Raw genomic sequence first — 26,365 nt, 5'->3', positions numbered from 1 at the left:
TTAACGCTTTGTTTTTATTCTGTTAAAGCTCAGCCTAGCAGAGACAAAACGAATTACAACTGCCTTAGCGCCATATCAGCAATGTATCCAGCTCAGTAAGCACAGCAGCTAAAGTAAAGGCGCCCGTAGGCGCCTTCATTAAGCAAACAATGCATGACATTAGAAGCTGTAACTGACACCGAGCATAATATTGTCGGCTTTATTACCTTCCAGATGATAGCGGTTAAACAACGCCTGCAAGGCGATGTGCTCGTCCAGTGCATAACTGGCGCCAAGCGCCCAGTAGATGTCGGTATCGCTGGTTTTATAGCGGATCAGGTTGTCACCTGCAGTGCTGTTGGTTTCGCTGTTCCAGGCAAATACGCCAGCCTGCACCGTAGCTGACCAGCCGGCATATTGCCACACATGGTAAGACAAGCCGCTGCGTACACCTTTGGCCAGCATCGGGCCAATGTCAGACAATGCCTGATGAAACGCCTCAGGTGTTAGCGTTTCACCGCGCATACTGACACTGGCATCGCCTAAGTCAACATAGTGCGCCTGTACCGCCAGCCTTGGGGTAAAGTAATAACTCAGGCCCAGTGCCCAGCTTTTACCGCTGTCATCATATTGCAGCAGCTCTGCGTTGTCAGGCAGTTGGGCAAGCACCTCAGAGGTAGATTGCTTAGTGGTGCTGTTGCCGAAAAACGCATCGACAGACCAGTTAGCCTGGGTGGTAAAGCTACACAGCGCGGCCACTATCAGCCCCGCTTTAAGCAGGGCTCTGCGCTGACGGATTACCGCCATACAGGCCAGTAATAACAGTGGCCAGCCATGTACCGCGCCACCAGACGATTTATTTACCACGGTAATTACCTCATAAGCCGTTATAGAAATTGTCACGGTGCCATTGACGCTGCCGCCGCGATTGTCCGTTACGGTAAAGCTCACAGTATCAGTACCGGCAAAGCCAGCTTGCGGGGTGTAGCGCAGGGTTTGTGCTGCAGTGATGGCTACCGTGCCGTGTTGAGCACTGGTGCTGCTGATAGTAAGCGCATCACCGTCTGCATCGGTGGCGTTGGCCAGCACATCAATGTCAATCGCGGTTTTATCGTTGGTGCTGGCCGTAGCATTAGTTACCACTGGCGGTCTGTTGTAATACACCTCCACTGTAACGGTGGCACTGGCACTACCATTATTGCCATCGATAATGCCGTAGCTAAGCGTATCGGTGCCGACAAAATCCTGCGCCGGAGTATACAGCAGTGTCAGGCCGTCATCACTGATACTGACAGTACCAAATGCTGCTGATGTCTGATTAATGCTTAGCGTATCGCCGTCAGGATCGGTGTCGTTTTGCAGCACTTCCAGGCTATGGTTTTGGTTCCACTGTACTGAGTAAGCATCGTCTGCAGCCACAGGCAACTGGTTGCCATTTAATACAACGGCCACACCGCCCGGGTCAACAATAGTGCCATTGGCCAGGCCGTCAGCATCGTTAGCACCGCCATCTTCTATCTGTAACTGCACACACCAGTGGCCTGCATTTAAACCAGCCTGCCAGCTGCTGTCGCCCGGAGGAGGACAGAAACCAGGTTCGCCAGCGGCGCTGAACAACTGATTACGCGCATTTTGCACAAAGTTAGTCCAGCCATTGGCCTGGGTATATTTGCGGTAAACGGCATTTTGTGGCACAGGTTGGCGCTGTGGCAGCACCAGCGCATAACTTGCCCCGGTTGTGGGTAGGTTACGCAGGATAAAGTCGAAGGTACCGCCGATATTGGTGGCTTGCATATCAGGCTCCAGCCATTGCAGGTCATCGTTGGTTAACTGCAGGCCACCGCTATTGCTCAGTGCTGCGGTTGCGCCTTTACGCAAACAAATACCTGGCTCACCCTCAACAACAAACTGGCTAATGTTGATTAGCTGTTCAGGTATTACATTGCAATCAAAACCCGGATCCAGATAGTCAGGAATACCATTGCTGTTGCTGTCGCCGAAGCCTTCAACATTATCAGGTACCAGATTGTTGTTGCTGTCGCTGTTATCCAGAACAGGCAGTACATCCTGTACCAGCAGGTAAATTTCCGCAGTACTGCTTAGCGGCTCTGCCGCGTTATCTGTTGCACTCAGGGCAATGCGGTATACGCCGCTGCTCAGGCTGGCAGGTTCAAATACAAACTGCGACGCATCCGCAGAGATATTTGTCAGCGCTGCATCAGCTTGCCATTGCTGGCTGACAGTATCACCAGAGTTAGGATCAGTAACCTGAGCCGAAATAGTAACCACGCCAGCGGTTTTGCCGACTGTCAGGCGGTTTTCACCTTGCTGCTGTGCATCCAGCAGAACTACCGGAGCTAAATTAGCCTCAGTAACCGTAATGGTTGTGCTGGCGTTGGCACCCAGGTTCAAGCTGCTGCTCAAAGTAACAACAATATCTTTCTCTGCCTGAGTCGTTAAATCAGCAAACACATCAAAGCTGATGCTGGCTTGCAGGCCAGAGTTTATCTGTACTGAGCCTGCCGCCAGGTTGTGTTCAGTTACTGCGCTGGCAGAACCACTAACACTGTAAGCAATCTCAAGCGGATAAACCGGAGCAGCGCCATTTAGTATTACGTCTACGGTAATGGCGCTATTGTTGATAACGGTTTGCGGTTTACTTAGCGACACCAGCGGGTTTACTTGCAGTAATTGGGTAGCAATGCTGCTTATGCCGCTGGCATCAGTTGCCCGCCAGTATAGTTCGTGGAGGCCGGCTGCGAACATTGGTAAGCCATTAACCAACGATACGGCCAGGCGGTTGCCATTGCGATCAACTGCGGTAGCCACACCCACATCTACCTTGGTAAACAGGCCGGTAGCATTGACGATTAAATCATCCGGTGCGGTAATTACCGGTGCATCCGGGTTACTGCCTTCAATTTGCAGTGTAACCTGAGCCTTATCACTTAGCTCACCATCGGTAATGCTATAGCTAAATGAGGCTGTACCACTGAAATTATCCGGGGCGGTAAATAACAACTTATTGCTTTGAATACCCACCAGGCCAATACTGGCTTTAGCCGCAGTAATGGTCAGGCTGTCTTCGTCCGGGTCGGTATCATTGCTAAGTACATCCAGCACATAGGTATGGTTGTTACTAAATGGCAGGGTGAAATTATCATCCACTGCTACCGGGGCGGCATTAACGTTAATAACCTCCAGACTAAACGCCGCCAGACTAGCGGTAAATTCGCCATCAGATACACTAATTACAATACCGCTGGTAGTGCCAACATGCTCTTTTGTCGGCGTGCCGGTTAACGCGCCTGTTGCAGTGTCAAAACTGGCCCAGACTGGTTTATTGCTAATGCTAAAGGTTAGCGTATCGTCATTCGCGTCGCTTGCCGTCGGGGTAAAGCTATAGGCCTCACCCTGATTAACTGAGCTTGCCGGTGTACCGCTAATAGTTGGGGCGGCGTTGACAGCCGTGACGGTAAGGCTAAAAGCAGGCAGTGCGGCCGTTAAACTACCGTCAGATACACTGATCACGATACCTGCAGTAGCACCGACATGCTCTGCCGTTGGCGTGCCGGTTAAGGCACCGGTAGAGGTGCTGAAACTAGCCCAGACCGGCTTGTTTGCAATATTAAACGTCAAAGTGCCACCATCCGCATCGCTGGCGGTAGGGATAAAGCTGTAAGCGTTGCCCTGAGGCACGTTCAACACTGGCGTACCTGCTATGGTTGGCGCCTGATTAGGCTGTAGTGGTGTGACGCTGTTTGATGCCGCAGACGCTGCACCGGTACCGGTAGCATTGGTTGCCGTAACAGTAAAGGTATAGGCCGTACTATTGGTTAACCCGACAACAGTAATGGGAGAACCGGCACCTGTTGCAGTAATACCGCTGGGGTTGGCTGTAACGGTATAGCCGGTAATGGCCGAGCCACCTGTAGAATCCGGCGCACTAAAGGTCACGGTTGCGGAGCCATTGCCCGCCGCAGCGGCAACGCCGGTAGGTGCACCGGGTAACATGGTAAATGTCAGGGCTTTGTCATTGCCATCTCCGGCCACGTAACTCGCAATTAAATTGCTGGCGTTTCCGCCTGCCACGATGACACCCCCTTCAGCGAGACCGGAGAAGGTGCCGTTAATCGCGTCAGCACCATCATTGGTAATCACTAGATAGCTGTCACCATTGGCAGCTGCATAGCTGTGGGTAGCTGCGAGGTTGGCTCCTGACAGCGATATTGTACCTGTCACATCTACTTGATCGTATTGCGTGCCTGCCGCAGTACCGGCAATATCCAATAGCAGATTACCACCGGAATTTATCGTTAATCCGTTAGCAATAGAGAGAATGCCGATACCCGAATCACCCGGCGCCAGGTTGCCGCCGCTGTTGATAACGACACCCGGCGCGGTACCCAACCCACCTAAGGTTGCGCCCGATGCGACCGTCACATCAGAGCTGGTAGAATTGGAACCATTCACTATCAAACTGCCTGCAGACACTTGAGTTGAACCCGTGTAACTATTGGTACCTGTGAGTTTGAAAGTGCCGCTACCATTTTTGGCAATGCCGGACACATTTGTAGAAGAAATAACACCCGAGAACGTTGTGCTACTGTTGTCACCGCCGGTGGTTAAACGATAACTCAACACGACATTGCCGGCGCCTGCAAGGGAACCAATGGTTTCGTTACCAGCCGTCAAGTTCAGGGTTGCGCTTGCGCCTACCGTCACCGGGACTGTATCGGCAACGGCGCTACCGCCAAATAGTGCTAAACTGCCTGCAGCAACGTTGATCGCCCCTGTTGCTGTATTGGTGCCACTGAGGGTCAATACGCCTGCGCCGCTTTTGGTCAAACCGCCCGTGCTACTGATAACACCGGATATTGTCATGGCATTGTCGTTAGTGATCGTTGCGTCACCGGCCAGCACAATGGCGTTAGTAACCGTCTGGGCACTACCGGTAAGGGTTAGCAGGCTGGAAGCATTGATCGTGACTGCACCTGAACCCAGATTATTCGAATTCGCTGCCGTCACGCCATTTGTTCCGGAAATAGATAAACCGCCGGAGAAACTATTAGTGCCGCTTAGCGTTAAATTACCGCCACTGGTTTTACTCAAAGCACCGCTGCCACTGATATTGCCCGACAATGTCAGCGTTTGTGCCGCGCTCAATACTTGAATGCCACCACCGCTGGCACCCAGCACTATGGGGTTATCCAAATTAAAACTGGCCATGTTATTGCCCAGAACACCGCCATTCAGGGTGAGGGTTCCTGTAGAGAAAGCACTATCGCTGCTAATCCACAATTCACCCGCTGTGACAGTGACATCGCCACTGTGACTATTGTTGTTTGTATTCGTCAGGATTAAGCGACCAGCACCGGTTTTGGTTAAAGCGCCCGCACCGCTCAATTCACTGCCCAAAGTTAACCGGTCACCGCTGCCATTGGTCAAACTGAGGCCGCCCGCCAGGGTGAAAGTACTACCGGTAATAGAGGCAATGCCCAGCGCATCTGCATCTATCGTAATGCCCGCTGGAACTGTTAAAGGCGCGCCCAAAGTGATAGTGGTGCCGTTCAATCCCATCGCGAAATCAACAGTACCGCTAGCCGCTACATAATTGAGCGCCTCACGTAGGGACAGGCCGCCACCATCGACCAGATCAACCTCCAGGCTGCCATCGATAGTCGCATCAGCACCTGAGTCAGCATTCGTGGTGACTGTGACCGGGCCATCGATAGTGACCGCCAAAGCCGCCGAGGCAGCGCTGACATTAGCTGCCGCATCAGTTGCCGTGGCGGTAATGTTGTGGATGCCATTGGCCATAGCGCCAGCGGTAAAACTCCAGTCGCCGGAGCCATCCGCCGTTGTAGTACCCAAAGTTCCACTCAGCGACGAAATCACTGTCACTGTGGCATTGGCTTCTGCCGTTCCGGTAAAGGTTGGCGTGTTGTCGCTGGTGACGTTATCTGTGTCGGATACTCCCGTATCAGAGCCAGCAGTTAAATCCGGGGTGGAAGGTGCAGCGGGCACATCGCGATCCACACTGTGGGAAGTGCCACTACTGTAAGCTGCTATACCATTGCCAGCCGCATCTGCAATATTGGTTGAACCATTGAGATTTAACTTGAGCGTGCCCGTACCACTAATGGTATTAATGGTGACGTTTACGGTGGAGCCTGACACTGCCGAAACACTGGCAATAGTGCCTGCCGCCGTTCCCGTCGTAACCAGTGCGAAGTCATCAGTCGAAATGTTGTTTACCGACTCATCAAAAGTAACCGCAAAGTCCATGCTTGCCGCATTGGCTGCCGGCGAACCGCTGGGGGCGATGCTGGTGACGCTGGGGGCGACTGCATCAACTAATACCGAGGTTGTTGCCCCCACACTATTGAGGGTCAGGTTAGCATCATTAGACGCTGAGTCTCGCAAGGTACCGCCATTTGCGCTCAAAATGCCGACAGCAATACCATCTGTATCAGACTCTCCCGCTTGAACGGTGTAACGGAACAATAATGCGCCGGTGCCCGAACCACTTTGATAAGTTGCTTGACGAGTTGTCGCGCCAACAGTAATGGATAATTGTGGTGTACCGCCTCCGGTATTGACGGTAACGTTTTCACCGAAGTTAATGGTGAAGTCCAAGTTTTGTCCTGCGGTATAAGTAGCATTAGCCGGAACAGTGACGGACGTAACTGCTGGCGCAGTTGCATCAACTAATACCGAGGTTGTTGCCCCCACACTATTGAGAGTCAGGTTAGCATCATTAGAAGCGGAGTCTCGCAAGGTACCGCCATTCACGCTCAAAGTGCCGACAGCAATACCATTGGAATCAGACTCTCCCGCTTGAACGGTGTAACGAAATAATAAAGCACCGGTTCCCGAACCACTTTGATAGGTTGCTTGACGAGTTGTCGCGCCAACAGTAATGGATAATTGTGGTGTACCGCCTCCGGTATTGACCGTCACATTGTCATCGAAATTAATAGTGAAATCTAAATTTTGACCTGCGATATAGGTTGCGTTCGCAGGAACGCTAACGCTATTCACAGTTGGTGCGACACCATCGACAACAATCGCTTTATTTGCACCTAATGAATTGGCTGCCCCCGGGCTTGCCAGCATCAGGGTTGCGTTGTTAGCCGCAGCATCGCGAATGGTTCCGCCGTTTAATGCCAGCGGGTTAGTCGCAACATAATCTAAATCTGCCGAGGTATCGCCCGCTTGCACCGTGTAGTTAAATGTTAGTGTGCTTGTTCCACTGCCACTGGCGTAATTAATTACGCGATCAGTCGTGCCGGTTTCCAGTGTCAATTGAGGCGTGCCGGTCACTGTCACCGATTCATCAAAGTTGACCTGAATACTAATTGCATCACCTACTTTGTAGGTGCCATTGGCAGTGCTGGAGTTAACAGAAGTTACTTCGGGTGGGGTGGCGTCGGGGGCAGAAACAACAACATCGAATGTTCGATTGGTGACATTGCCAGACCGATCTGTAGCAGTAATGGTAATTGTAGAAGTTCCAACGGATGCCCCTGTAACCGTTACAGTGCGGTTTGCACCGCTCCCCCCCAACACAACATTGGCCAAAGGCACTGCGGTGGTATTGGAACTTGCGCGAGTGACATTGATGCTTGCCAACGGCGTATAGTTGTCACCAACCGTGAACGCAAGAGCGCCGGTGTTGCCGCCTGACACTATATTCTGATTAGAAATGGCGCTGATGGTCGGACCTGTATTGTCAGCTGGCTCAGCCTCAAAACTATTCAGTGTCATGTAGGTAAGATTAGATCCACCCGCATTGACAAAAGCCAAACGAAACTTCGTTAAGTTCACGCCGACAAAATTTGACAGCTGACTTCCAGACGTAAAAGTAAAAGTATTTGCAGCGGCTGTATCGCTTGTAATAGCTGTTGATTCAATAGTCCCGCCACCAGAGACATAACCTATTACCTTCACACTACTGAAAGTGTGGCTGCCCGGAAACTCGCCTGCAACAACATTGGTCAACTGAAAAGTGCCACTGCTTCTGCGCACTTCAATATGATTTGTACCGCTGACAGTTTCCTGAGCAACTGCAAGGCCACCAGCCGTCTTTAAAAATGCGTTGGTATCGCCACCAAAGTAATTCGCTAAAGCAACAGTCGTTCCGCTATAACCATTGTTGTGCATGAAACCGCAAGCAATGTAGTTACCCGACGAAAGCGAGCCGTAATTATAGCTCTGGCTTGGACTGTTATCCGGGCAATGACTTGGATTACCAGGTTGAACATCCGCATCAGGAGTGTTCCCGTTATAGGTGAAATTAAGCAAGTCATAGGTCGCCAGCACACCCGAAAAATCCTTCAACGCCTTTTCCGAAAACGCCAATTCCGTTTCAATATTGCCGCGCTGGATTTCCAAATCCCAATCGCCCTGTTGCTGGATATTTCCGGTTAAGTCATTGGACGCAGCCACATCCAAGTGGGTATTGCGCTGCACAATATCCAGTAATTCCTCGCCCGCTTCGGTGGATGCCAAATCACAACCGTATAAAAGTAGATCGCCGCCTTCGCGAACTGCGCCATTGAGGGCAGCAAAAGTTTCCACTTCAGTTTTAAGTGTTTCTGCGGAGATTGTCGAATTGCCTAACTGCAAACTACCGGCCTGGGCGTGAGACACAATATGAACCGCCGCAAGGTCTTTATAATTCGCCAAAATAGATTTCAACTGCGTAAGCCCCGCAGCAGACGATTCTATTTCAACAATATCAACGCCCGGTTTTACCGCGCGATAAAACTGCTGTTTATCAGGCACCGCCGAATCGATCACTACCAGTTCACTTACAGCAACGGCACTGACAATATCCAGCTCATCCTTTGCCAGAATCCGACGCTGTGCAGTTTTAGCTGAAAAGATGCGCTTATTGTCAGAATAAGCCGGGTTGTAACCTGCACCTGCAGTACTCAGGTAGCTGCGTTGGTAAGTGCCGGCAGTCTGCATCGGCACACCATATAGCCCCAGAGGCAACAATAGAGAGGAAAAGCTGGTAAGGAGTGTTTTATTCATGATGGTAAATTTCCATTGCTGTTCGCAGAAGGTGTCGGTGTTTTCTTACTGGCAATGATATTGGCAGCAGTACCTTTGGTATCCTGCCAAAAATCCATCTCCTGATACTTAATGAACAAATCAGGCGGTAAAATACTGCGACGGGTTTTGAACTCCACTTTCTTTTTCACTGTGTGCAATCCTTTAACTCCCAGCTTTTGATCAAATTCGCTCTCTTCATAGCTCACATTATTAAAATCATGCTCAAACACCGGCTCACCAATAAAACGATAAATTAGCTCAATAGTTCGCGCAGGATGTTGTGTGAGCAGGTCGTAATCCACTAATAACAAGCGATCAGAAAATTCGCCGTAGTAGGCTTCTTTCAAAGCAGTCCATGCGCTACCCACAGTGCCACCACCGTTGATAAGCGAATCGCACCGGCTATATACGGTACCGCGTGAGGCAGCACTAAACATCCGGCTGTAATCAAAAGGGTTTTTACGGTAGATGGCTTCAAAACTGTCCATAATCCAGGCCGGATTACGCACGCAGCAAATCACTTTAAAATCGTCAAACAACTCGACCAATTGGTGCAATCTGGCTGTCCAGTGCCGATTTGTGTCGAACAACACTGGTTGGTTTTTATCGGCGTAGTACGCATCGATCAAGGCCCTGCAAATCGTCTTACGTTTTGCTTCATCAAAAAACGAATAGGATTCGCTGGCCGCGCCCATCTGCTCCAGTACACCATTAACCAGCCCTGCTACCGGGCTGCTCATTGCAGCATGAAAACGCGGATTTTGTTTGAGAATACCAGCCAGTAAGGTTGAACCGGAGCGTGGTAAGCCGGAGATAAAGTGAAACTGTTGCTGCATCAGAAAAGCACATTATTGTAGTTATTTTAGGCAAGTCTGGGCTATGAAATCATTTGCCGCAAGCTATATGTTCAGTTTAGATTCATTTTTATTTTTCAAAATTTGCGGGGTTTACGGTTGCTTATTTTAGCAAGATCAACATTGTACCCAGTACAGTAAGTACTGCCCCCAGCCAGGCACCGGTGGCCGGGCTGCGTTTATAGATCAGCCACAATAGCGGTAACACCAGCACCGGGCTTACCGAAGACAGTATGGCCACTAAACCGGCATCGCCGTATTTTAATGCCTGCAGTATTAATGTCATACCCAGAACCATAGAAATACCGGCATTGGCCAGCACCAGTAGGAATACTTTTTTGTTCAGCGGTAAATAAGCGCGGGCTACTTTAAAACCCAGCATAAAAATAATTTGATGCAGCACAAAAGCGGTGGTCATGCGCACTGCTGAAGCGGCTACGGCGTCTATATCAGTTTCCATCAGCGGCTTTAACATTAAGGTGGCAACGGCCTGACACAATGCGGCCAGTAAACCTAGCGCGATACCACTTTTTAGCTGACTTTGGTTGGCCTCCCAGATATGCAGCTCGGTTTTACGTTTGCCAAAGAAAATAGCTGTCATCACACCGCTTATAAGTAAGCTGCTGCCGATCAGTGTCCAGCCCCATAAGGTTTCACCAAGAAAGAAATACGCCAGCACCACAGAAAACAGTGAATGCGTAGCAAACAACACACCGGCGCGGCGTGGGCCTAAGCGGTTCATCGCGGCAAATAAGGCGGTGTCGCCAATAAAAATACCGATCACGCCGGAGAGCAGTAATAAACCAAAGCTGCTAAACGCCAGTGTGGCCCAGCCACCGCTAATGGCGGCTATCAGCCATAACAGGCTGGCAGCGCACAACATACGCCAGCGGGTAAAAGCAAAGGCACCTAAATGAGAAGAAGCCTGCGCCGACAACAAACTGCCCAAAGCCCAGCAAGCTGCGGCTGCCAGCGCCATATATTCGTAAGACAAAGTCACAGAGCCTGCGCAGAATAAAAACGCAGATTATACGTGGCTATACAGTTAACACCAGAGCTGGCTTACGGGTGTGTCTGCACTAAAACGGTGGGCCAGCTGGGCCTGTAATAGCTCGGCGCAGGCCAGCGCATCGGTTACCGCATGATGCGGCCGGTAGGTTGGCAGATTGTAACGTAAACGGCTGTCTGCCAGGCGGATAGACGCCGGTTTTTGCCCGCGTAGCTGTTGCCACCAGCTTAGTGGTTTGTGGCGGTGCAACCTGGCTTCCAGCTCCATAGTGTCGATAACCGGAAAGTGAATACCTTCTCCCAGTCTGGCTTTGAGGGCCGCATTTAAAAAAGGCCGCTCAATACCGCGGTAATGCAGCACGATCACTTTACCGGCCATATGTTGCAGCAATTCTGGCAATACGGCGGTTAAATCCGGTGCTTCGGCAATATCTGAGTGAGTGATACGATGTAGCGTAACCGACTCATCACTAAGGGCAAAGCGCGGTTTCAACAGCCATTGCCGTGCTTGCGAGCTGTATAGATGTTGCTGTGTCATCGGCAATAAACCAATGCTGACAATGCCGTTATTGGCCGGGTTAAGGCCGGTGGTTTCAAAATCCAGCGCCAGTAAAGGTACGTCGTGTAAAGGTGTGTCGGCGCTTACCATGCCAGCCTGATAAAAACGGCGCAGCAGGGGGTGGCGGGCACTGTGCGCTTGTTGCTGGTAAAACTGCTGCCAGTTATCAATGGGGTGTTCAAGATGCGTACGGGCGCGGTGTTTTAACGCAGATGGCCCCAGATACAGCATGGCTATGCCTTAAAGTGAAATTTAAGGAATTTTTGCGCATTACTCAGCACCGAAAAGGCTTCTTTTAAATGCTTGCGCTCAAATTCAGATAACCGCTCGGGCATAACATTATTGTCGGGTGTTTCATCTGCCTGTAATGCCAGTGCTTGCTGGCGGATGCGGGTCATGGCGATCACTTCATAGGCGTCCCGTAAGTCTTCGCCGCGGCCTTTGGGCAATACGTTAGCGGCAATAATATCACGCAGCCGCTCGAATGAATTGGTAGCATCAGAGCCAACCGCCAGTGCATGCACGCGGATTAAATCTACCACCGGTGCGGTACCTCGGCGTTTAATATTCAGACTGTTGTTTTGCCTGCCGTCGTTTTCCATCACAAAGTCTTTAAAAAAGCCCAGTGGCGGTGTCCGCTGCAACGCATTACGTACCATGCAGGCTAAAAAATGCGGCCGGGCAGCGGCTTTGGCCAATATCAGTTGGTTAAGCTTATCGGCCCACTGGGTTTGGCCCCACACACCGTCTAAATCAAAAAAGATATTGCTGTGCAGCAAGCGCTCGGCACTGGGTTGCTCTATCCAGTCAGTAAAGTACTGCTGCCAAACCTTAAGTGGCTGGCGCCATTGGGAGTTGGTAGCCATAATATTGCCGCTGCAATAGCTGTAGCCACAGGCGGCCAGGCCATCGCAAACAAAGGTGGCCAGTTGCTGAAAATAGGCGTCGTGTTGTTCTGCTATAAAGCTGTTATCCAGAATCAGTGCATTGTCCTGATCGGTTACGATAAGCTGCTCATCGCGTGCCATAGAACCTAAAGCCAGAAAACAATATTGCACCGGCGGCGGCCCCAGTTGCTGCTCTGCCAGCTCCAGCAAGCGCTGTTTAAAACTGCGGCCGATAGCGGCCATAGCACTGCCAATCATTTGCGAGTTGGCGTCTTCATTTACCATGCGTACAAAGCAGGCTTTAACATCTTTGCCAAGGGCGCTGAGCTCTTCTACCGACTGCTGGCGGAAAATACTGCTGACCACAAACAAGCTGTTTTGCGACTCGTAACGGATAATATCGGACAACGCCAGCACACCAACCGGTTTGGCCTGTTTTAACACCGGCAGGTGGTGCAAATTATGCCGCAGCATCAACATCATGGCTTCAAATACATATTGCTGGTGTTCAACGGTAACCAGTTTTGTTGACATGATCTGGCTTACACCGATCTCTGATTTTAAACCAGGCGCCACCAGGCGGGAGCGGATATCACGGTCGGTAATAATACCGGCCAGAGTGCCCGGCTGGGGTGCTGCAACATCAGGTGTAGCGGGGGTGTTTTCGTGCAGTATCAACAGGCAGGACACGCTGTGCTCTGTCATGGTTTTAGCCGCTTGCCAGACACTGGCACTGCTGCCCAGACACACCGGCTCGCGCTGTAGCAGAGTACTTATTTTTACACTGAGCAAATCGGCTTTAGCCTGCCGGGCGGCTTTGCTTGACTGGCGCCGCTCGGTGTCGCCTACTTCAACGTAATCGGCAAAAAACTCATTGCTGTCAAACAGCTGCTGAAATACGTTGTCGGGAATAAAGTAAATTAACGTGTCTTCCAGCGCGGTAGCCGGAAAGCGGACCTTGCCGCCACGCAGCAGGCCTTGTTCGCCAAAAATACCGCCTTCGCTTAAGCGGTTATATAAGTCGCCGCTACGGCGGAAGGTTTCCACTGCGCCACTGCGGATTAAATGCAATGCCTGCAGGGGTTCGTTAAAACGCAGTATTTCGCTGCCAGCCTGAAAATAGCCAACATCAATACTTTGTGCCAGCTGCAATAACTGCGGTTCGGGCAATTCCTGAAACGGCGAATGCCGCTTCAGAAATTCAAGTATTTCAATTTGTTCTATTTCCATGGTGTTGGTTTTCCGTCGGGCTTATTTTCCACCGGATCAGGCTCTGGGCTCAGACATCAGGCCTTTTACCACCGCCACACAGGCTGCCAGCAGCACCAGAGTAAACGGAAATCCGGTAGATACAGCCATGGCTTGCAGTGCCACTAAACCGCCACCTAAAATAAGTGCAATGGCCACCAGGCCTTCAAAGGTGCACCAAAATACGCGCTGCGGCGTAGGGGCATTTACTTTACCGCCTGCGGCAATAGTGTCGATAACCAACGAGCCGGAGTCAGACGAGGTAACAAAAAACACCACCACCAGAATAATACCGATAAAGGAGCTGATTTGTGCCAGCGGCAGCGCATCGAGCATAGCAAATAACTGTAACGGTAGCTCTGCACCGACAGCAACTTCATAGCCTTGCTGTACTACCTGATTGATGGCAGTACCGCCAAAAACGGTCATCCACAATACACAAGCCAGCGAGGGGATTAACAACACCGAAATTAAAAATTCGCGCACGGTGCGCCCGCGCGACACCCGGGCGATAAACATACCGACAAAAGGCGACCAGCTGATCCACCAGGCCCAGTAAAATGCCGTCCAGCCCTGCGAGAAATTAACATCTTCTCTGCCAAGTGGATTAGCCAGTGCCGGTAAATGCTGCAGATAGGCCGCCAGGTTAGCAACAAAACCGGTAGCGATTGCCAGCGTAGGGCCGACAATAATGACAAACAGCAGCAACATTGCCGCTAACACCATATTTATTTCAGACAGCCGCTTCACCCCGGCTTCAAGCCCGGCAACCACAGATGCCAGCGCAATCAGCGTAATACCTACTACCAGTAATATTTGCACGGTGTTGCTCTGCGGCCAGTCAAACAAGTAATGTAAGCCCGCTGCAGCCTGAGAAGCGCCTAAGCCTAAAGACGTAGCCAAACCAAACAAGGTGGCTAAAACGGCAAGAATATCAATAATATGACCCGGCCAGCCCCAGATACGCTCGCCCAGTAGCGGGTAAAACACCGAGCGAATAGTTAGCGGCAGGCCTTTGTTAAACGAAAATAACGCCAAACCCAGTGCCAGAATGGCATAAATTGCCCATGGATGCAGCGCCCAATGGTAGATAGTCGCAGCCATACCCAATCGCTCTGCCGCGAGGGCATCACCGGCCGCGCCACCCAGAGGCGCCCAGTCAACACGCACGCCATCTTCAATATTTACGCCGGCATAAGCGCTGCTAAAGTGCGACAAGGGTTCAGACACGCCATAAAACATCAGGCCAATGCCCATACCAGCGGCAAACAGCATAGAAAACCAACCGGCGTAGCCAAAGTCGGGTGTGGCTTCAGTGCCACCGAGGCGCACTTTACCAAGCGGTGACACGATAAGGGCTAAACACAGCAGTACAAAAACATTGGCCGCTGAGATAAAAAACCAATCCAGATTTGCAGTAAGCCAGCCACGCATGTTGCTAAACACCGGCTCTGCCTGTTGTTTAAAGCTGATTGTCAGCACAACAAACAGTATTACTGTCAGGGCTGAAATTAAAAATACTCTGTTATGAATATCCAGGCCAAAGGGGCCAACTTTTACCAGAATATTGTCCTGGCCTATCTGGTAATCCGTGTCGATAGGATTAACCTTGCCGTCCGGTATCATCGGATCTTTGTTATCTGTCATGGTGTTATCCTTGTACTGTTATCAAAGCCGAAGCATTTTTTAGAAGTAGTAACCGATATTAATATTAAAGCGGCGCTCGGTTTCGCTGCTGTCGCCGGCAGCACTGCCACCAACAAACGGCTGATTTCTGGCGTGTACTAAATCAAAATAGGTAAACAGACCGCCGGCGGCGACAGAAAAGCCGGTGACATTCATCATGGTGTCGCGGCTGTTATCAGATTTGTCGTACACCAGGCCATAGTTGTTATAAAACTGCAGGCCGGTTACCGGGCCCCATTCAATGGGCAGGCTGTAAGCCAGGTTGATGGTGCTGGTTTTCGCTTTGGCAGCAATGCTGTCGTAAAATGCATAGGCACCTACGGCCATCTGATCAATGGCGTTACCGGCCATATCATCAAGGTTGTAACGGTATTCACCGTGTTGCAATTGCAGGTTCCAGCGCTGATAGTGGCTATTTAAATGTAATGCCCAGGCATTGTAACTACCCGCCCGTGAAGTGCCATTGTGCAGGCCACCGGCCAGGCCTGATATACCCAGCTCAGTGGTAAAATCGGTACTGTGTTCTAGCTGATAAGCAAAACGGCCGGAGAAGGTGTTGTATTCGCCCAGCGGCTGCGTCGGGTCGTCATAAATGCCGTCTTCGCCCTGACGATAACCGACGATATCGTACGAGTAGCGATCGGCACGGCTGCTGACAAAGCCATCCACGCCGCCCAGCTCGTCATTTTTGAAAAAGCCCAGGTCCAACTGCCAGTTGTCTGCCAACTGACGCTTAAACATAATGCCCAGATCGTGATCATCTTCCAAGCCCAGGTAATAATTGGTGCTAAAGAAATAATTATGCGAGTTATACGGCCAGTTACCAAAAGGCACCTGAGTAATACCGGCTTGTACCTGCCAGTCTTCAGTTAGCTGATAACCCACATAGGCGTATTTAACTGCAGTCATATAATCAAAAAAGCGGATTTCTGCATTTAACAGCACATCGCCGATGCTACCGTTTAAATTCAGCCGGAAGATATCAAAATCAAAGTCGCCACCGCGATTTTTATTACCATCGCTGTAAGAGGTATGGCTGTAGTTGGTTCTGATAGCACCACCCAGACTGATGCCGTCTGCGTTATCTTTTTGTTCTAAGCTGGCCAGATCAGCAGAGGTTTCTTTGCTGTTTCGTTCTACTGTTTCAAGGCCCTGCTGTTGTACTGCCAGCTGCTGTTCTTGCTGCTCTATTTTTTGTTCAAGCAAACCTAATTGCTGTTTGAGTTGTTGTAACTGTTGGCGCAGTTCATCCAGTTCAGATGCTTCAACGCAAACCGTGCTAAAAGAAAGGATGAGACAAAGCATCAGGCGACTTTTACGGGGCATGACAGTACCTATTTGATCTAAATGAAAAATTTATTGAAAGATGATAGCGCAAAACTGGCGGGATTCCCAATTTGCGGCATAATTGACAAACTGCCCTATGGCATCTTACCCGGAAGAATTTCATGAGCATTTTTACATTTAAAACCATGCGTAGTCAGATTTCAGTGATAGCCGGTAGCTGTTTGATTATGGCTGTAGCTGCCTGTATCTGGTTTGGAATGATGTTATCGGATCAGTTATTTCAGTTTAACCGGGCCAGCAGCACGGAGTTGTTTCAGCAAGAGGTAGAGCGTTCACTGAGTAATCAGTTGCAGGTGCGCGCAGATGAGATTGAGCAAGTCATTATAAATTCGCTTGGGGTCGCCAAAGGCTTGGCTGACAGCATGCAGTCTTTAGTTGACTCAGGAGCTGTTAGTCAGCTAAGTCGGGAGGATATTAGTAAGTTGGTGCTTACTGCGATAGAAAACAATCAACAGGCTTTAGGGGCCTATATTGTGTGGGAGCCTAACGCAGTTGATGGCAAAGACGCTGAGAACTACGGAGAGGGCAAACACTCCACTGAGACGGGACAGTTTGGCCCTTACTGGACGAGGAATCAGAGTAACCAGCTTGAAGTTAGGCCTGTAACCACAAAAGATTTATATAGCGAGACAAGGGATGCGCAGGGATTGCGGCTGAATGAATGGTACCTGTGCTCGCGCGATAAGCAGTCGTCTTGTGTTATTGATCCAGCAGTCTGGGATGTACAGGGAGTGCCAACACTTATGAGTTCAATCGTCCATCCGGTGATGGTGAATAAGCGTTTTGTTGGCATGGCCGGAGTCGATGTTTCGATGGCATTTTTAAAAAAGCTGTTGGAGGATTTAGACCGTGATTTATATCAAGGTGCCGGGGACTTGCGTATTGTATCTTACCGGGGATTTTTGGTAGGGAGTACCTATAGTCAGCAGGGCGTTGGTAAACCTTTGGATGGCAATGAGTGGCAGCTGTTGCAACCTCAGGTACGATCTGGCGGAGGCGGAGTTAGCCAGCAAGGCGATGATTTTTTAATTACAGTACCTATTGCGCTTAGTGCTTTTGAAACACCTTGGTTGCTTGAGTACCGGGTACCGGTAACCACAGCATTAGCACAGATGATACAACTGAATGACACCCTTGATGATCGCTTTAGCCAGAGTTTGTTTTGGCAGCTATTGCTGGGGATTCTGGTGGCGTTGGCCGGTGCTATTATCCTGTTTATAGTTGCGGGCCGTTTGGCGAAACCCTTGCAACAGCTGACCGTGATGGTTGATAGTCTGGCTCAATCTGATGGTGATTTAACCAAGCGTATTGGTTTGAAGCGGCACGACGAAATTGGCCATCTGGCGTCTGCGCTTGATTTATTTCTGGATAAAACCCACCAGATAGTGCGTGATACCGCGCAACTCGTACAACAACTGCAGGACTCGTCTGCCGTCAGTGCTGATATCTCCCTACGAACACATCAGGAAGTGGCGTTGCAGCAGCGCTCTATTGAGCAGGTTGCAACTGCTGTAACACAAATGTCGAGTACTGCATCTGAAGTGGCCGGTCAGGCATCGCTGACAGCTGAATCGGCACAGGACGCAGCTGGCTCGGTGCAACAAGGTGATCAGGCTGTGCTGGGCACCGCCCGGGTGATTACACAGTTAGCTGAGAGTATGCAACAGGCGGGTGCCATGATGGGTGAACTGGAGCATGCCAGTGGCAGCATAAACAGCATTGTTGAGGTAATACGTAATATTTCTGAACAAACCAATTTGTTGGCATTAAATGCCGCAATTGAAGCTGCGCGCGCGGGTGAGCAGGGCAGAGGCTTTGCGGTCGTTGCAGATGAGGTGCGCAGTCTGGCGTCCAGAACGCAGGCATCAACCGGCGAAATTCAAGGCCTGATAGGTGAGCTGACCAGCAAAACCCAGGCGGTGGTGCGAGCTATGCAGCAAAACCAGCAAATGACGGTACAAACTCAGCAACAAGCCAAAGAAGCGCAACAAAAACTGGAACTGGCCATTAGTGCTACCCACCGTATTAGTGATGCCGCAACTCAGATTGCCAGCGCTGCCGAAGAGCAGAGTGTCGTCAGTGAAGATATTAGTAAAAACGTGGTGGAAATCAGTACTGCAGTTACCAGTTTAAGCGAGGCTGCAACGGATGCCGCCGAGCAAAGCAAGTTGATTTCTGCTATTGCTAGAAATATTCATGCTCAGGTTAGCCGGTTTAAATACTAGAAAATACCTGATGATAAGTAGCGATCGCCGCGATCACAAATAATGGCAACAATAACGGCGTTATTGTGTTGTTCGGCCAGTTTTATCGCGGCATGTACTGCACCGCCAGAGCTGACGCCGGCAAAGATACCTTCTTCGCGGGCTAAGCGGCGCATGGCAGTTAACGCATCCTGCTGGCCGATATCCATAACCTGATCAACGCGGCTTTTATCAAAAAAGCCTGGCAAATAAGCCTCAGGCCAACGGCGGATACCGGGAATATTGGCACCATCAGCCGGTTGCAGGCCAATAATCTGTATCGCCGGGTTTTGCTGTTTTAAGTAACGTGACACGCCCATAATGGTGCCGGTAGTGCCCATGCTGCTAACAAAATGCGTAACTTGCTGCTGGCTTTGCTGCCAAATCTCCGGCCCGGTGCTGGCATAATGCGCTGCCGGGTTATCCGGGTTATTAAACTGGTCCAGCACTATGCCTTTACCTTCTGCCTGCATTTGCAATGCTAAATCGCGCGCGCCTTCCATACCTTGCTCTTTGGTTACCAGTATCAACTCAGCGCCGTAAGCACGCATCGAGCTTTTACGCTCTTCGGTAGCGTTATCCGGCATAATCAGTGTCATGGCATAGCCTTTAATCGCTGCCGCCATCGCCAAAGCAATACCGGTGTTGCCGCTGGTGGCTTCAATAATACGATCGCCGGGCTTTATAGTGCCGCGCCGTTCAGCCTGCACTATCATATTCAGCGCCGGGCGGTCTTTTACCGAACCGGCCGGGTTATCACCTTCCAGCTTAAGCAATACCGTGCTGTTGGTATGCGCCGCCATGCGCTGCAGCTTTACCAGCCGCGTGTTGCCAACAGAGTGTTCAATAGTAGGAAAGGTCATAGTCAAAGCCGCCGGGTTAACGAGAAAATACTGCCGCCAGTGTAGCCCAAAGCGGCCTGGCTGTTAATGCTTAGGCGCAGCGGAACTAGCCTGTGAATCCATATTTGCTTAAAGTAATCCATTGGATTATATTGCAACCATGCTGACGACGATCACCGAATTGCCGGAATACATCAAGCGCGCAGAAGCCTTGCTCACAGAGCAAGAGCGTAAAGCTGTCATTGATTACCTTGCAGAACACCCAAAAGCGGGAGATCTGATGGAAGGCACGGGTGGCATTCGTAAATTACGGTGGAGTCGTGGCAGCAAAGGCAAAAGTGGTGGCGTAAGGGCTATTTATTATTATCACGATGAGCGAATACCGCTGTATTTACTCACGCTGTTTGGCAAAAACGAACGGGCGAATTTGTCTAAATCAGACAGAAATGCGTTGTCGAAGTTAGTTAGTATTCTTGTTGATACAGCATTGGAGAAACATCATGGCTAAGGCATTTGACAGTATTGCGCAGGGGTTGCAAGAAGCCATAGCGTTAAACAAGGGACAACCTGTTGCGGCAAAAACGCATCGCCCGGCAGAGGTAGATGTAGCAGGGATTCGGCATAAACTGGGCATGACTCAGTTGGAGTTTGCCGCTAAGTTTTGCATTAGCGTGTCTACCTTGCGGCATTGGGAGCGGGGCGACCGCACGCCACATGGGCCGGCTTTAGCATTATTGCATGTTGTTGCTAAAGAACCTCAAGCGGTGCTTAGGGCGCTGGCTTAGTAAGATACTGATGTTTACAAGAGCGCAGATGGTTAATAGCAACACACACTTATGAGGTGAACAATGTATCCATCTGTGAAAACGGTAGCGCCGCTGGATAATTATCTGTTGGCAGTGAGCTTTGATAACGGCGAAAAAGGCATTTTGGATATGAAACCCTATTTGGATTTCGGCGTATTTAAGCGGTTGCAAGACGTGGCAGTATTTAACCGGGTTCGGGTTTCATTTGACACCATAGAGTGGGATGCCGGAGTCGATCTTGCTCCTGAGTTTGTTTACAGCAAAAGCCAACGTTCAACAGCTGAAAAAGCGATGACAGTTACTGCTTAGTAGCACTGTCGGTGCTTAGAGCTCTGGCTTTATCATGCAAAAGCATTTCATCATATTAATCTATGATGCAGGGTAGCAGTTATAACTCTTGATACGCGTTATCAAGTCTGTGAGTGTGCCTAACGAGACGTCTAGTCGATTACGTGTTATTTGCTTAGCTGTCGCAGTGTTGGAAAACTGTTGAATTCTCTTTATTATCGGTGGGAAGAATGCCGCTAAGTGAGCCTCTACGAAGTGTTTAAGTATAATTACTCCTGTTACTTCATTGTTTTGAATGTAGGTTTCTGCTGCTTTAACCCTGGTGTCATTGTTGTTAGTTAACTCTTCCGTTGCTGGGGATTTTTCCTTAGCTTTATCACTGGTATTCTTGAGCGATTTTAGTAACGTTGAAGAGAATATACCGAAATATTGAGTACGACCTATGCCAGCTCTTACTTCATTATAAAAACATGGAAGCCAGAGGCCCTCGTGAGCAACATGATTTCGGATAGCTTTACCAATAAATATGATTGCCGATTGAGTCGAATCATTAATTTGGTATTGCAAAGAGCTTGATTGCATCGTTTGCCGTACTGCTTCAGTATTTATGAAATAACTTTGTATGTGGCTTGCAGCGTCCAAATAAATCTCAGACATCGTATCTTCAGGCTCTGTGAGCTCGAGTAGCATATTTGCTGAGCGGATAGCGCGTTCCATTCCAATTAGCAGATGAAATGCACTGGCATAGGTTTGGTTAACTTTTGCTGCTTTCTCCATGAGGACATCCTGATAATCAGTGGTTATAAAGCTTTGCTGCTACATCTATGCTTCGATTTCCTGCGGCTTTTAGCTAGATATGGATATTTACTGCTTGCTTAGCCTTAGCAAATTATCGCAGATCACCGCGGCGGCTATACCAACATTGAGTGATTCCGCTTCACCAAAGGCGGGGATGGTAATTTTACGGCTGATCACGTCCTCTAATTCTGTGCTGATGCCATTGGCTTCATTGCCCAGCACAATAAAACCACCGGGTTGGCTAAGTTTTAAGCTGTGCACCGGCTCACCACCCAGATAAGCGCCGTACACCGGCGCAGAACTTTGTGCCAGCAGCGGCTGCAGCGGTTGGTAATGCAGCTGCACCCGCAAAAACGAGCCTTTGGCGGCGGCAATAACCTTGGGGTTGTAGCAGTCGGCAGTATCCGCCGAGCAGACAATATGTTTAATACCATACCAGTCGGCAATACGGATAATGGTACCGAGGTTACCGGGGTCATTGATCTGGTCCAGCACCAGTACAAAGCCGTGGCTATGCGGCACAAAATCGCTCTGCGCTGGCATTTTTACCACTGCCAGCGCAGCATCATTGCTGCTAAAGGTGCCTACCTTTACCAGCTCATCGGCGCTGCATTGTTGCACCAGCGCCGCTGTTGTTACTTGCTGCGGGTAGCGCTGTAAAAATGCTTCGGTGGCAAAAACGGCCTCTACCTGCCAGGTGGATACCAGCAATTCCAGCACGGCTTTTTCGCCTTCAACAAAAAACAGCTGTTCGGCTTTGCGGTATTTCTTTTGCTGTAAGGAGCGGATTAACTTGCTCCACTTCTGGCTGATCATTTAGCGAATACCTGTTTACCGTTAACCCAGGTTTGTTCTACCTCTACCCGCCATAACTGCTCGGCCGGAATGTTGTAGATATCGCGATCTACCAGGATAAAGTCGGCCCAGCTGCCTGGTGCCAGCGTGCCCATGCTGTTTTCCTGAAAAGCGCCATAGGCGGCGTCAACAGTAAAAGAGCGTAGCGCTTCAGTTAAGCTAAGTTTTTGCTCTGGCAACCAACCACCAACCGGTTGGTTATCCTGGCTTTGCCGGGTAACCGAGGCATGAATGCCATGAAATGGCTCGGCCAGTTCAACCGGAAAATCGGAGCCGCCAACAATAATGCTGCCTTGATCAATAAAGCTGCGCCAGGCATAGGCGCCACGCAGCCGTGCCACGCCTAAGCGATCGCCGGCCATATTTTTATCTGAAGTCGCATGTACCGCCTGCATCGCCGGCAACACATGCAGTTTGGCAAAGCGCGGAATATCTTTGGGCGATACAATTTGCGCATGTTCTACCCGGTGGCGGCTTCGCTTACGTTTATCTTCTGGCACTAATTGCTCGAAGCGGTCCAGCACCAGGCGGTTAGCTAAATCGCCTATGGCGTGCACGTTGGTTTGAAAACCAGCATCTATCGTCATTTGCATAATTTGCGTTAACTGGTCCGGCTGGGTCACCAGTAAGCCTTTTTGCGATGGCTGGTCGCTGTAGGGCTCTATTAACGCGGCACCACGGCTGCCGAGGGCGCCATCGCCATAAATTTTTACTGAGCGGATATCAAGAAAGTCGGTTTTATCATCAATAATGCCGGCTTCCAGCCACTGCGGCAGCTGTGGGTCGCGTGCTGAAAGCATCGGGTAGATACGCAGTGGCAGTTTTTGCTCTGCCGCCAGTTGCTGATACAGCTTGATGGTGCCGGTATCAACACCTGCATCATGCACGCTGGTTATACCCAGTGCCAGCAAATGGGAAAAGGCTACGTTTAACGCACGCAGGGTGTCGTTGTCATCTGGTTCGGGTATATGTTGCTCTACCAGCGCCATGGCGTTGTCTATTAATACACCAGTTGGGTTACCTTTGCTGTCGCGGATAATTTCACCGCCGGGTGGGTCTATGGTGTCTTTATTAATACCGGCCAGCGCCAGCGCTTTGCTGTTGGCCCAACCGGCATGGGCGTCAACCCGGGTTAAATACACTGGTTTGTTGTTAACGGCTTCATCCAGTAAGGCTGTGGTAGGAAACTGCTTAGCAGGCCACAATACCTGGTTCCAGCCACGGCCAATAATCCAGGACGCATCCGCATTGGCAGCAGCAAATTGCGCTACCCGCGTCACGGCGTCTTGCTCTGTTTCGCTGCCACGCAGTTCTGCCACGGCTAAATATTGCCCCAACCCCAGTACATGGCCGTGGCCGTCAATTAAACCCGGCAATACGGTTTTACCATTGCCAGCCAGCTTTTTTGCCTGCGGATATTGCGCAGCAACAGCGCTGTCGCCGCGGGCCAGTACTTTACCGGTTGTATCGTCAAACACCAGTACGCTGAACTGCTGCAGCTGGCGCGCAGAGTTGAAGCCGTAGCCTTTAATATCTGACAGTACCACCGGAGCGGCGCTGAGATTGCTGGTAAAAAGGCCGGTAGCGAATAAAGCACAAGCTAAGCTGGCAAAGCGAAACATAAGGTATTGTCCCTGTTTGGTTTTGCTGGCAACTATAGCAATAAAACAGCGCCAGCGGAATCTGGCGCCGGTATTCAGGGTGTGTCGTGTTGCCGGGCTTGCTCGATACGCTCGCGGGTGTCGGGGTGAGTACTGAGATACTTTAACAATGTGCTGGTACCTTGGTCGTCAGTACTGCGCTCGTTCAGTAATGCCGACATCGCATCGGCAAAAGCCGAGGGCGATTTACCCAGCGCTTTTAATTGCTCCACAGCAAACTGATCAGCTTCGCGTTCCATATCGCGCGAGAAAGCACTTTGCAGCATTACTGAGCCAGAGCCGAGTAATAAGTCGGCAATGCCTTCAGGATCGCCAAACAAAATACCAAATACCAGTGCTGCACCTAACGACTGGGCAATTAACCGCACACTGTGCTGGCCTTCGACGTGGCCAATTTCATGTAACAGCACGGCCAGAATGGCATCGGGTTTGTCTTTTAATAAGGTAACCAGTTCGTCTGTCATAACGACTGTGCCGTCCGGCAGGGCAAACGCATTGGCGCCAAAAAAATCTGACTTATACAAATGCAGCTTGTAGTCTTTATACTCCAGCGGTAGCTTTTGCAATGCCATTTGCCAGTGATAATGCACTGTAGCTTGTTGTGCCGGTGTTAGCTCTGTTGGCTCCAGCGCGGTTTGTTGTAAGGAATAAAACGTTTGCTGGCCCATTTGCTGTTTAACGCTGTCGGGCACCAGAGGCACAGCAGCGCTGGCCAGCATGGGCATTAAATCAACAATAATCCACCACAGTAACAAGGGCGACAGGATTACTGCAGCCAGAATAGATAGCTTGTGGCTTTCCAGCCTGGCGGCAGTTTTGGCAGTGCCAGACAATTGCGGCCAGCGAAAGCGCGGGTCATCTGGTACAAAGATGGCGCCATCACGCAGTTGCAGTTCAACTGCCAGTCCCGGTATCACACTGCCAAAACGGTAATCGGCTGGTGTGGCTTCGGTAAGTATAGTGTCGCTTTGCGTGCTGCGGATCATCAGCTGGCCGTTATCTGCAAAGGTGGCAACAGCACGGTATAACGTGCTGCTGCCAGCATGCTGGAACTGGCCGTTAACGGCAGATAAGGCTGACATCAGGCTAAAGATACATCTATGTCAAACAAGCCTGCCGCTTCTTCGCCAAAGGCATTGCTGCTTTGCTGCACCTGATCAACCAACGAGTCGGCCTGCGGATATACCGCTACCGTCGTTACTGAAGCCAGATAAGCCGCTTTACGAATTTTTGCCCAGGGGTAAGCCAGGCCTAAACTGAAAATAATCGCCAGCAAGTTTGTTACCGTTAACCATAAATATGGCATTACCTGCATTTCAGACTTAAATTTGGCAATGCCAGGCAGTTCGGTGCGCTCAAATATATGGTTGCGGATCATGCTGTGGTAAATGGCGCCGCTTAAAGCAAAAGCAAAAAAGTACAAAACAAATACTGCGCCGGTAACAAGTACTGTGGCAACGCCAGCGTCAGCAACACCGGTAGCGGCCATAACACCTACTAATACTACACCCACAATTATCATCACTGTGATAACACCCATAACGGCAGCCATCGCCACTAAAACAGCAATATAGTATGAACTGGTGTCAGTATTTATTTGCATTTTCTGGCCAGCAAAACTGGTATTACTGCAAATATAGCGGTCAATTTTTTTCAGCACCCACGGCATAGCCAGGTAGAAAGTGAACAGCGCCAGCACCGGCAGCAATACAAAGTATTTAAATGCGCCGGCATAATCACCGTGAAAAGCAAACCGCACATTACGGTAGCTGGTCATACGCATATTGAATTTCAGGCTTTGTACAATTAACCAGGGCGACGCCAACATAAACAGCAATGCCAGTACAACGGCCAGAACCGGTGATAAAGACGACGCAATAAAAAACAGCGCAAAGATAATAACCGCGATAATACGGCCTTTTAAAATTTGTATCGGTGTAGCCAGATAACGAAATGGCTGGCTGTCAATGCGGGTGTGGCCATAAAAATACTGGTTAGTACGTACCTTAGCCCATGCACTGTATATGCCTAAGGTAACAATACTCAGTAACAGATTGACAATCCAGATACCAAAAAACTCACCGGCCTGACCGCTAAATAGCACTTTACCAACACGCACCGGCGGGTTTTCCTGCGCCGTAGTGCTAACAGAATTCTCCATGAGACAGCTTCCTTATTGTTATGTTGATGTAAAACAAAAGCAGAATTATACCGACAAAGTAGGGGGGCTTAGCAATGAAT

The 26,365-nt window shown here is 50.2% G+C and carries 17 protein-coding genes; 4 read left to right on the top strand and 13 right to left on the bottom strand.

Annotated elements, in window-relative coordinates:
* Window positions 1-159 precede the first annotated feature (159 nt).
* The 7 genes from MJX74_RS01055 to MJX74_RS01025 form a co-directional block, all read right to left on the bottom strand.
* Window positions 160-9,021: a DUF4347 domain-containing protein gene (locus tag MJX74_RS01055; RefSeq protein ID WP_240220075.1), complete on the bottom strand. Its 8,862-nt coding sequence runs from the start codon at window positions 9,019-9,021 to the stop codon at window positions 160-162.
* Window positions 9,018-9,878 (bottom strand): sulfotransferase family protein, encoded by an 861-nt coding sequence (locus MJX74_RS01050; RefSeq protein ID WP_240220073.1) that lies wholly within the window; start codon window positions 9,876-9,878, stop codon window positions 9,018-9,020. Before MJX74_RS01050 ends, MJX74_RS01055 begins: the two co-directional genes overlap by 4 nt.
* A gap of 121 nt (window positions 9,879-9,999) precedes the next feature.
* The gene (locus MJX74_RS01045; RefSeq protein ID WP_240220071.1) at window positions 10,000-10,896 is read right to left on the bottom strand and encodes a DMT family transporter; all 897 of its coding nucleotides are present in this window, start codon (window positions 10,894-10,896) and stop codon (window positions 10,000-10,002) included.
* Window positions 10,897-10,941: 45 nt separating this feature from the next.
* Window positions 10,942-11,694 (bottom strand): 3'-5' exonuclease, encoded by a 753-nt coding sequence (locus MJX74_RS01040; RefSeq protein ID WP_240220070.1) that lies wholly within the window; start codon window positions 11,692-11,694, stop codon window positions 10,942-10,944.
* A gap of 2 nt (window positions 11,695-11,696) precedes the next feature.
* Window positions 11,697-13,580, bottom strand: coding sequence for a DUF294 nucleotidyltransferase-like domain-containing protein (locus MJX74_RS01035; RefSeq protein ID WP_240220068.1), 1,884 nt, complete (start codon window positions 13,578-13,580; stop codon window positions 11,697-11,699).
* Window positions 13,581-13,616: 36 nt separating this feature from the next.
* Window positions 13,617-15,245: a BCCT family transporter gene (locus MJX74_RS01030; RefSeq protein WP_240220066.1), complete on the bottom strand. Its 1,629-nt coding sequence runs from the start codon at window positions 15,243-15,245 to the stop codon at window positions 13,617-13,619.
* Between the two features lie 39 nt (window positions 15,246-15,284).
* Window positions 15,285-16,610: a porin gene (locus MJX74_RS01025; RefSeq protein ID WP_240220065.1), complete on the bottom strand. Its 1,326-nt coding sequence runs from the start codon at window positions 16,608-16,610 to the stop codon at window positions 15,285-15,287.
* Window positions 16,611-16,732: 122 nt separating this feature from the next.
* On the opposite strand from MJX74_RS01025, the gene MJX74_RS01020 reads away from it, so the two are divergent.
* Complete coding sequence (locus tag MJX74_RS01020) at window positions 16,733-18,856, top strand: methyl-accepting chemotaxis protein (protein ID WP_240220064.1); 2,124 nt, start codon at window positions 16,733-16,735, stop codon at window positions 18,854-18,856.
* On the opposite strand, the gene cysM is transcribed toward MJX74_RS01020, so the two are convergent.
* Window positions 18,853-19,737, bottom strand: coding sequence for a cysteine synthase CysM (gene cysM / locus MJX74_RS01015; RefSeq protein ID WP_240220063.1), 885 nt, complete (start codon window positions 19,735-19,737; stop codon window positions 18,853-18,855). The genes MJX74_RS01020 and cysM overlap by 4 nt on opposite strands.
* Window positions 19,738-19,858: 121 nt before the next feature.
* Here cysM and MJX74_RS01010 point away from each other — a divergent pair, with 121 nt between their 5' ends.
* The 3 genes from MJX74_RS01010 (at window position 19,859) to MJX74_RS01000 (ending at window position 20,831) form a co-directional block, all read left to right on the top strand.
* The gene (locus MJX74_RS01010; protein ID WP_218573450.1) at window positions 19,859-20,224 is read left to right on the top strand and encodes a type II toxin-antitoxin system RelE/ParE family toxin; all 366 of its coding nucleotides are present in this window, start codon (window positions 19,859-19,861) and stop codon (window positions 20,222-20,224) included.
* The gene (locus MJX74_RS01005; protein WP_173499840.1) at window positions 20,217-20,501 is read left to right on the top strand and encodes a helix-turn-helix domain-containing protein; all 285 of its coding nucleotides are present in this window, start codon (window positions 20,217-20,219) and stop codon (window positions 20,499-20,501) included. Before MJX74_RS01010 ends, MJX74_RS01005 begins: the two co-directional genes overlap by 8 nt.
* Before the next feature lie 63 nt (window positions 20,502-20,564).
* Complete coding sequence (locus MJX74_RS01000) at window positions 20,565-20,831, top strand: DUF2442 domain-containing protein (protein WP_240220062.1); 267 nt, start codon at window positions 20,565-20,567, stop codon at window positions 20,829-20,831.
* Between the two features lie 60 nt (window positions 20,832-20,891).
* On the opposite strand, the gene MJX74_RS00995 is transcribed toward MJX74_RS01000, so the two are convergent.
* The 5 genes from MJX74_RS00995 to MJX74_RS00975 form a co-directional block, all read right to left on the bottom strand.
* Window positions 20,892-21,587, bottom strand: coding sequence for a hypothetical protein (locus MJX74_RS00995; RefSeq protein WP_240220061.1), 696 nt, complete (start codon window positions 21,585-21,587; stop codon window positions 20,892-20,894).
* 87 nt (window positions 21,588-21,674) lie between these two features.
* Window positions 21,675-22,424, bottom strand: coding sequence for a TrmH family RNA methyltransferase (locus tag MJX74_RS00990; RefSeq protein ID WP_240220059.1), 750 nt, complete (start codon window positions 22,422-22,424; stop codon window positions 21,675-21,677).
* Complete coding sequence (locus MJX74_RS00985) at window positions 22,421-24,085, bottom strand: amidohydrolase (RefSeq protein ID WP_240220057.1); 1,665 nt, start codon at window positions 24,083-24,085, stop codon at window positions 22,421-22,423. The genes MJX74_RS00990 and MJX74_RS00985 overlap by 4 nt, the downstream gene beginning before the upstream one ends.
* Before the next feature lie 74 nt (window positions 24,086-24,159).
* Complete coding sequence (locus tag MJX74_RS00980; protein ID WP_240220055.1) at window positions 24,160-25,206, bottom strand: M48 family metallopeptidase; 1,047 nt, start codon at window positions 25,204-25,206, stop codon at window positions 24,160-24,162.
* Window positions 25,206-26,285, bottom strand: coding sequence for a YjgN family protein (locus MJX74_RS00975; protein ID WP_240220053.1), 1,080 nt, complete (start codon window positions 26,283-26,285; stop codon window positions 25,206-25,208). The genes MJX74_RS00980 and MJX74_RS00975 overlap by 1 nt, the downstream gene beginning before the upstream one ends.
* Window positions 26,286-26,365 lie beyond the last annotated feature (80 nt).

It is taken from the genome of Rheinheimera hassiensis, from assembly GCF_022436675.1.
In the GTDB taxonomy this organism is placed as follows: Bacteria; Pseudomonadota; Gammaproteobacteria; order Enterobacterales; family Alteromonadaceae; genus Alishewanella; species Alishewanella hassiensis.
This window is presented reverse-complemented; position numbering and strand designations above follow the sequence as displayed.

Bases quoted from the DNA above. Each gene is read 5' to 3' on its own strand.
- MJX74_RS01000 (WP_240220062.1), top strand. From the start codon at position 20,565: ATGTATCCATCTGTGAAAACGGTAGCGCCGCTGGATAATTATCTGTTG.
- MJX74_RS00990 (WP_240220059.1), bottom strand. From the start codon at position 22,424: ATGATCAGCCAGAAGTGGAGCAAGTTAATCCGCTCCTTACAGCAAAAG.
- MJX74_RS01025 (WP_240220065.1), bottom strand. From the start codon at position 16,610: ATGCCCCGTAAAAGTCGCCTGATGCTTTGTCTCATCCTTTCTTTTAGC.
- MJX74_RS00995 (WP_240220061.1), bottom strand. From the start codon at position 21,587: ATGGAGAAAGCAGCAAAAGTTAACCAAACCTATGCCAGTGCATTTCAT.
- cysM (WP_240220063.1), bottom strand. From the start codon at position 19,737: ATGACCTTTCCTACTATTGAACACTCTGTTGGCAACACGCGGCTGGTA.
- MJX74_RS01050 (WP_240220073.1), bottom strand. From the start codon at position 9,878: ATGCAGCAACAGTTTCACTTTATCTCCGGCTTACCACGCTCCGGTTCA.
- MJX74_RS00985 (WP_240220057.1), bottom strand. From the start codon at position 24,085: ATGTTTCGCTTTGCCAGCTTAGCTTGTGCTTTATTCGCTACCGGCCTT.
- MJX74_RS00980 (WP_240220055.1), bottom strand. From the start codon at position 25,206: ATGTCAGCCTTATCTGCCGTTAACGGCCAGTTCCAGCATGCTGGCAGC.
- MJX74_RS01020 (WP_240220064.1), top strand. From the start codon at position 16,733: ATGAGCATTTTTACATTTAAAACCATGCGTAGTCAGATTTCAGTGATA.
- MJX74_RS00975 (WP_240220053.1), bottom strand. From the start codon at position 26,285: ATGGAGAATTCTGTTAGCACTACGGCGCAGGAAAACCCGCCGGTGCGT.
- MJX74_RS01030 (WP_240220066.1), bottom strand. From the start codon at position 15,245: ATGACAGATAACAAAGATCCGATGATACCGGACGGCAAGGTTAATCCT.
- MJX74_RS01035 (WP_240220068.1), bottom strand. From the start codon at position 13,580: ATGGAAATAGAACAAATTGAAATACTTGAATTTCTGAAGCGGCATTCG.
- MJX74_RS01040 (WP_240220070.1), bottom strand. From the start codon at position 11,694: ATGCTGTATCTGGGGCCATCTGCGTTAAAACACCGCGCCCGTACGCAT.
- MJX74_RS01055 (WP_240220075.1), bottom strand. From the start codon at position 9,021: ATGAATAAAACACTCCTTACCAGCTTTTCCTCTCTATTGTTGCCTCTG.
- MJX74_RS01005 (WP_173499840.1), top strand. From the start codon at position 20,217: ATGGCTAAGGCATTTGACAGTATTGCGCAGGGGTTGCAAGAAGCCATA.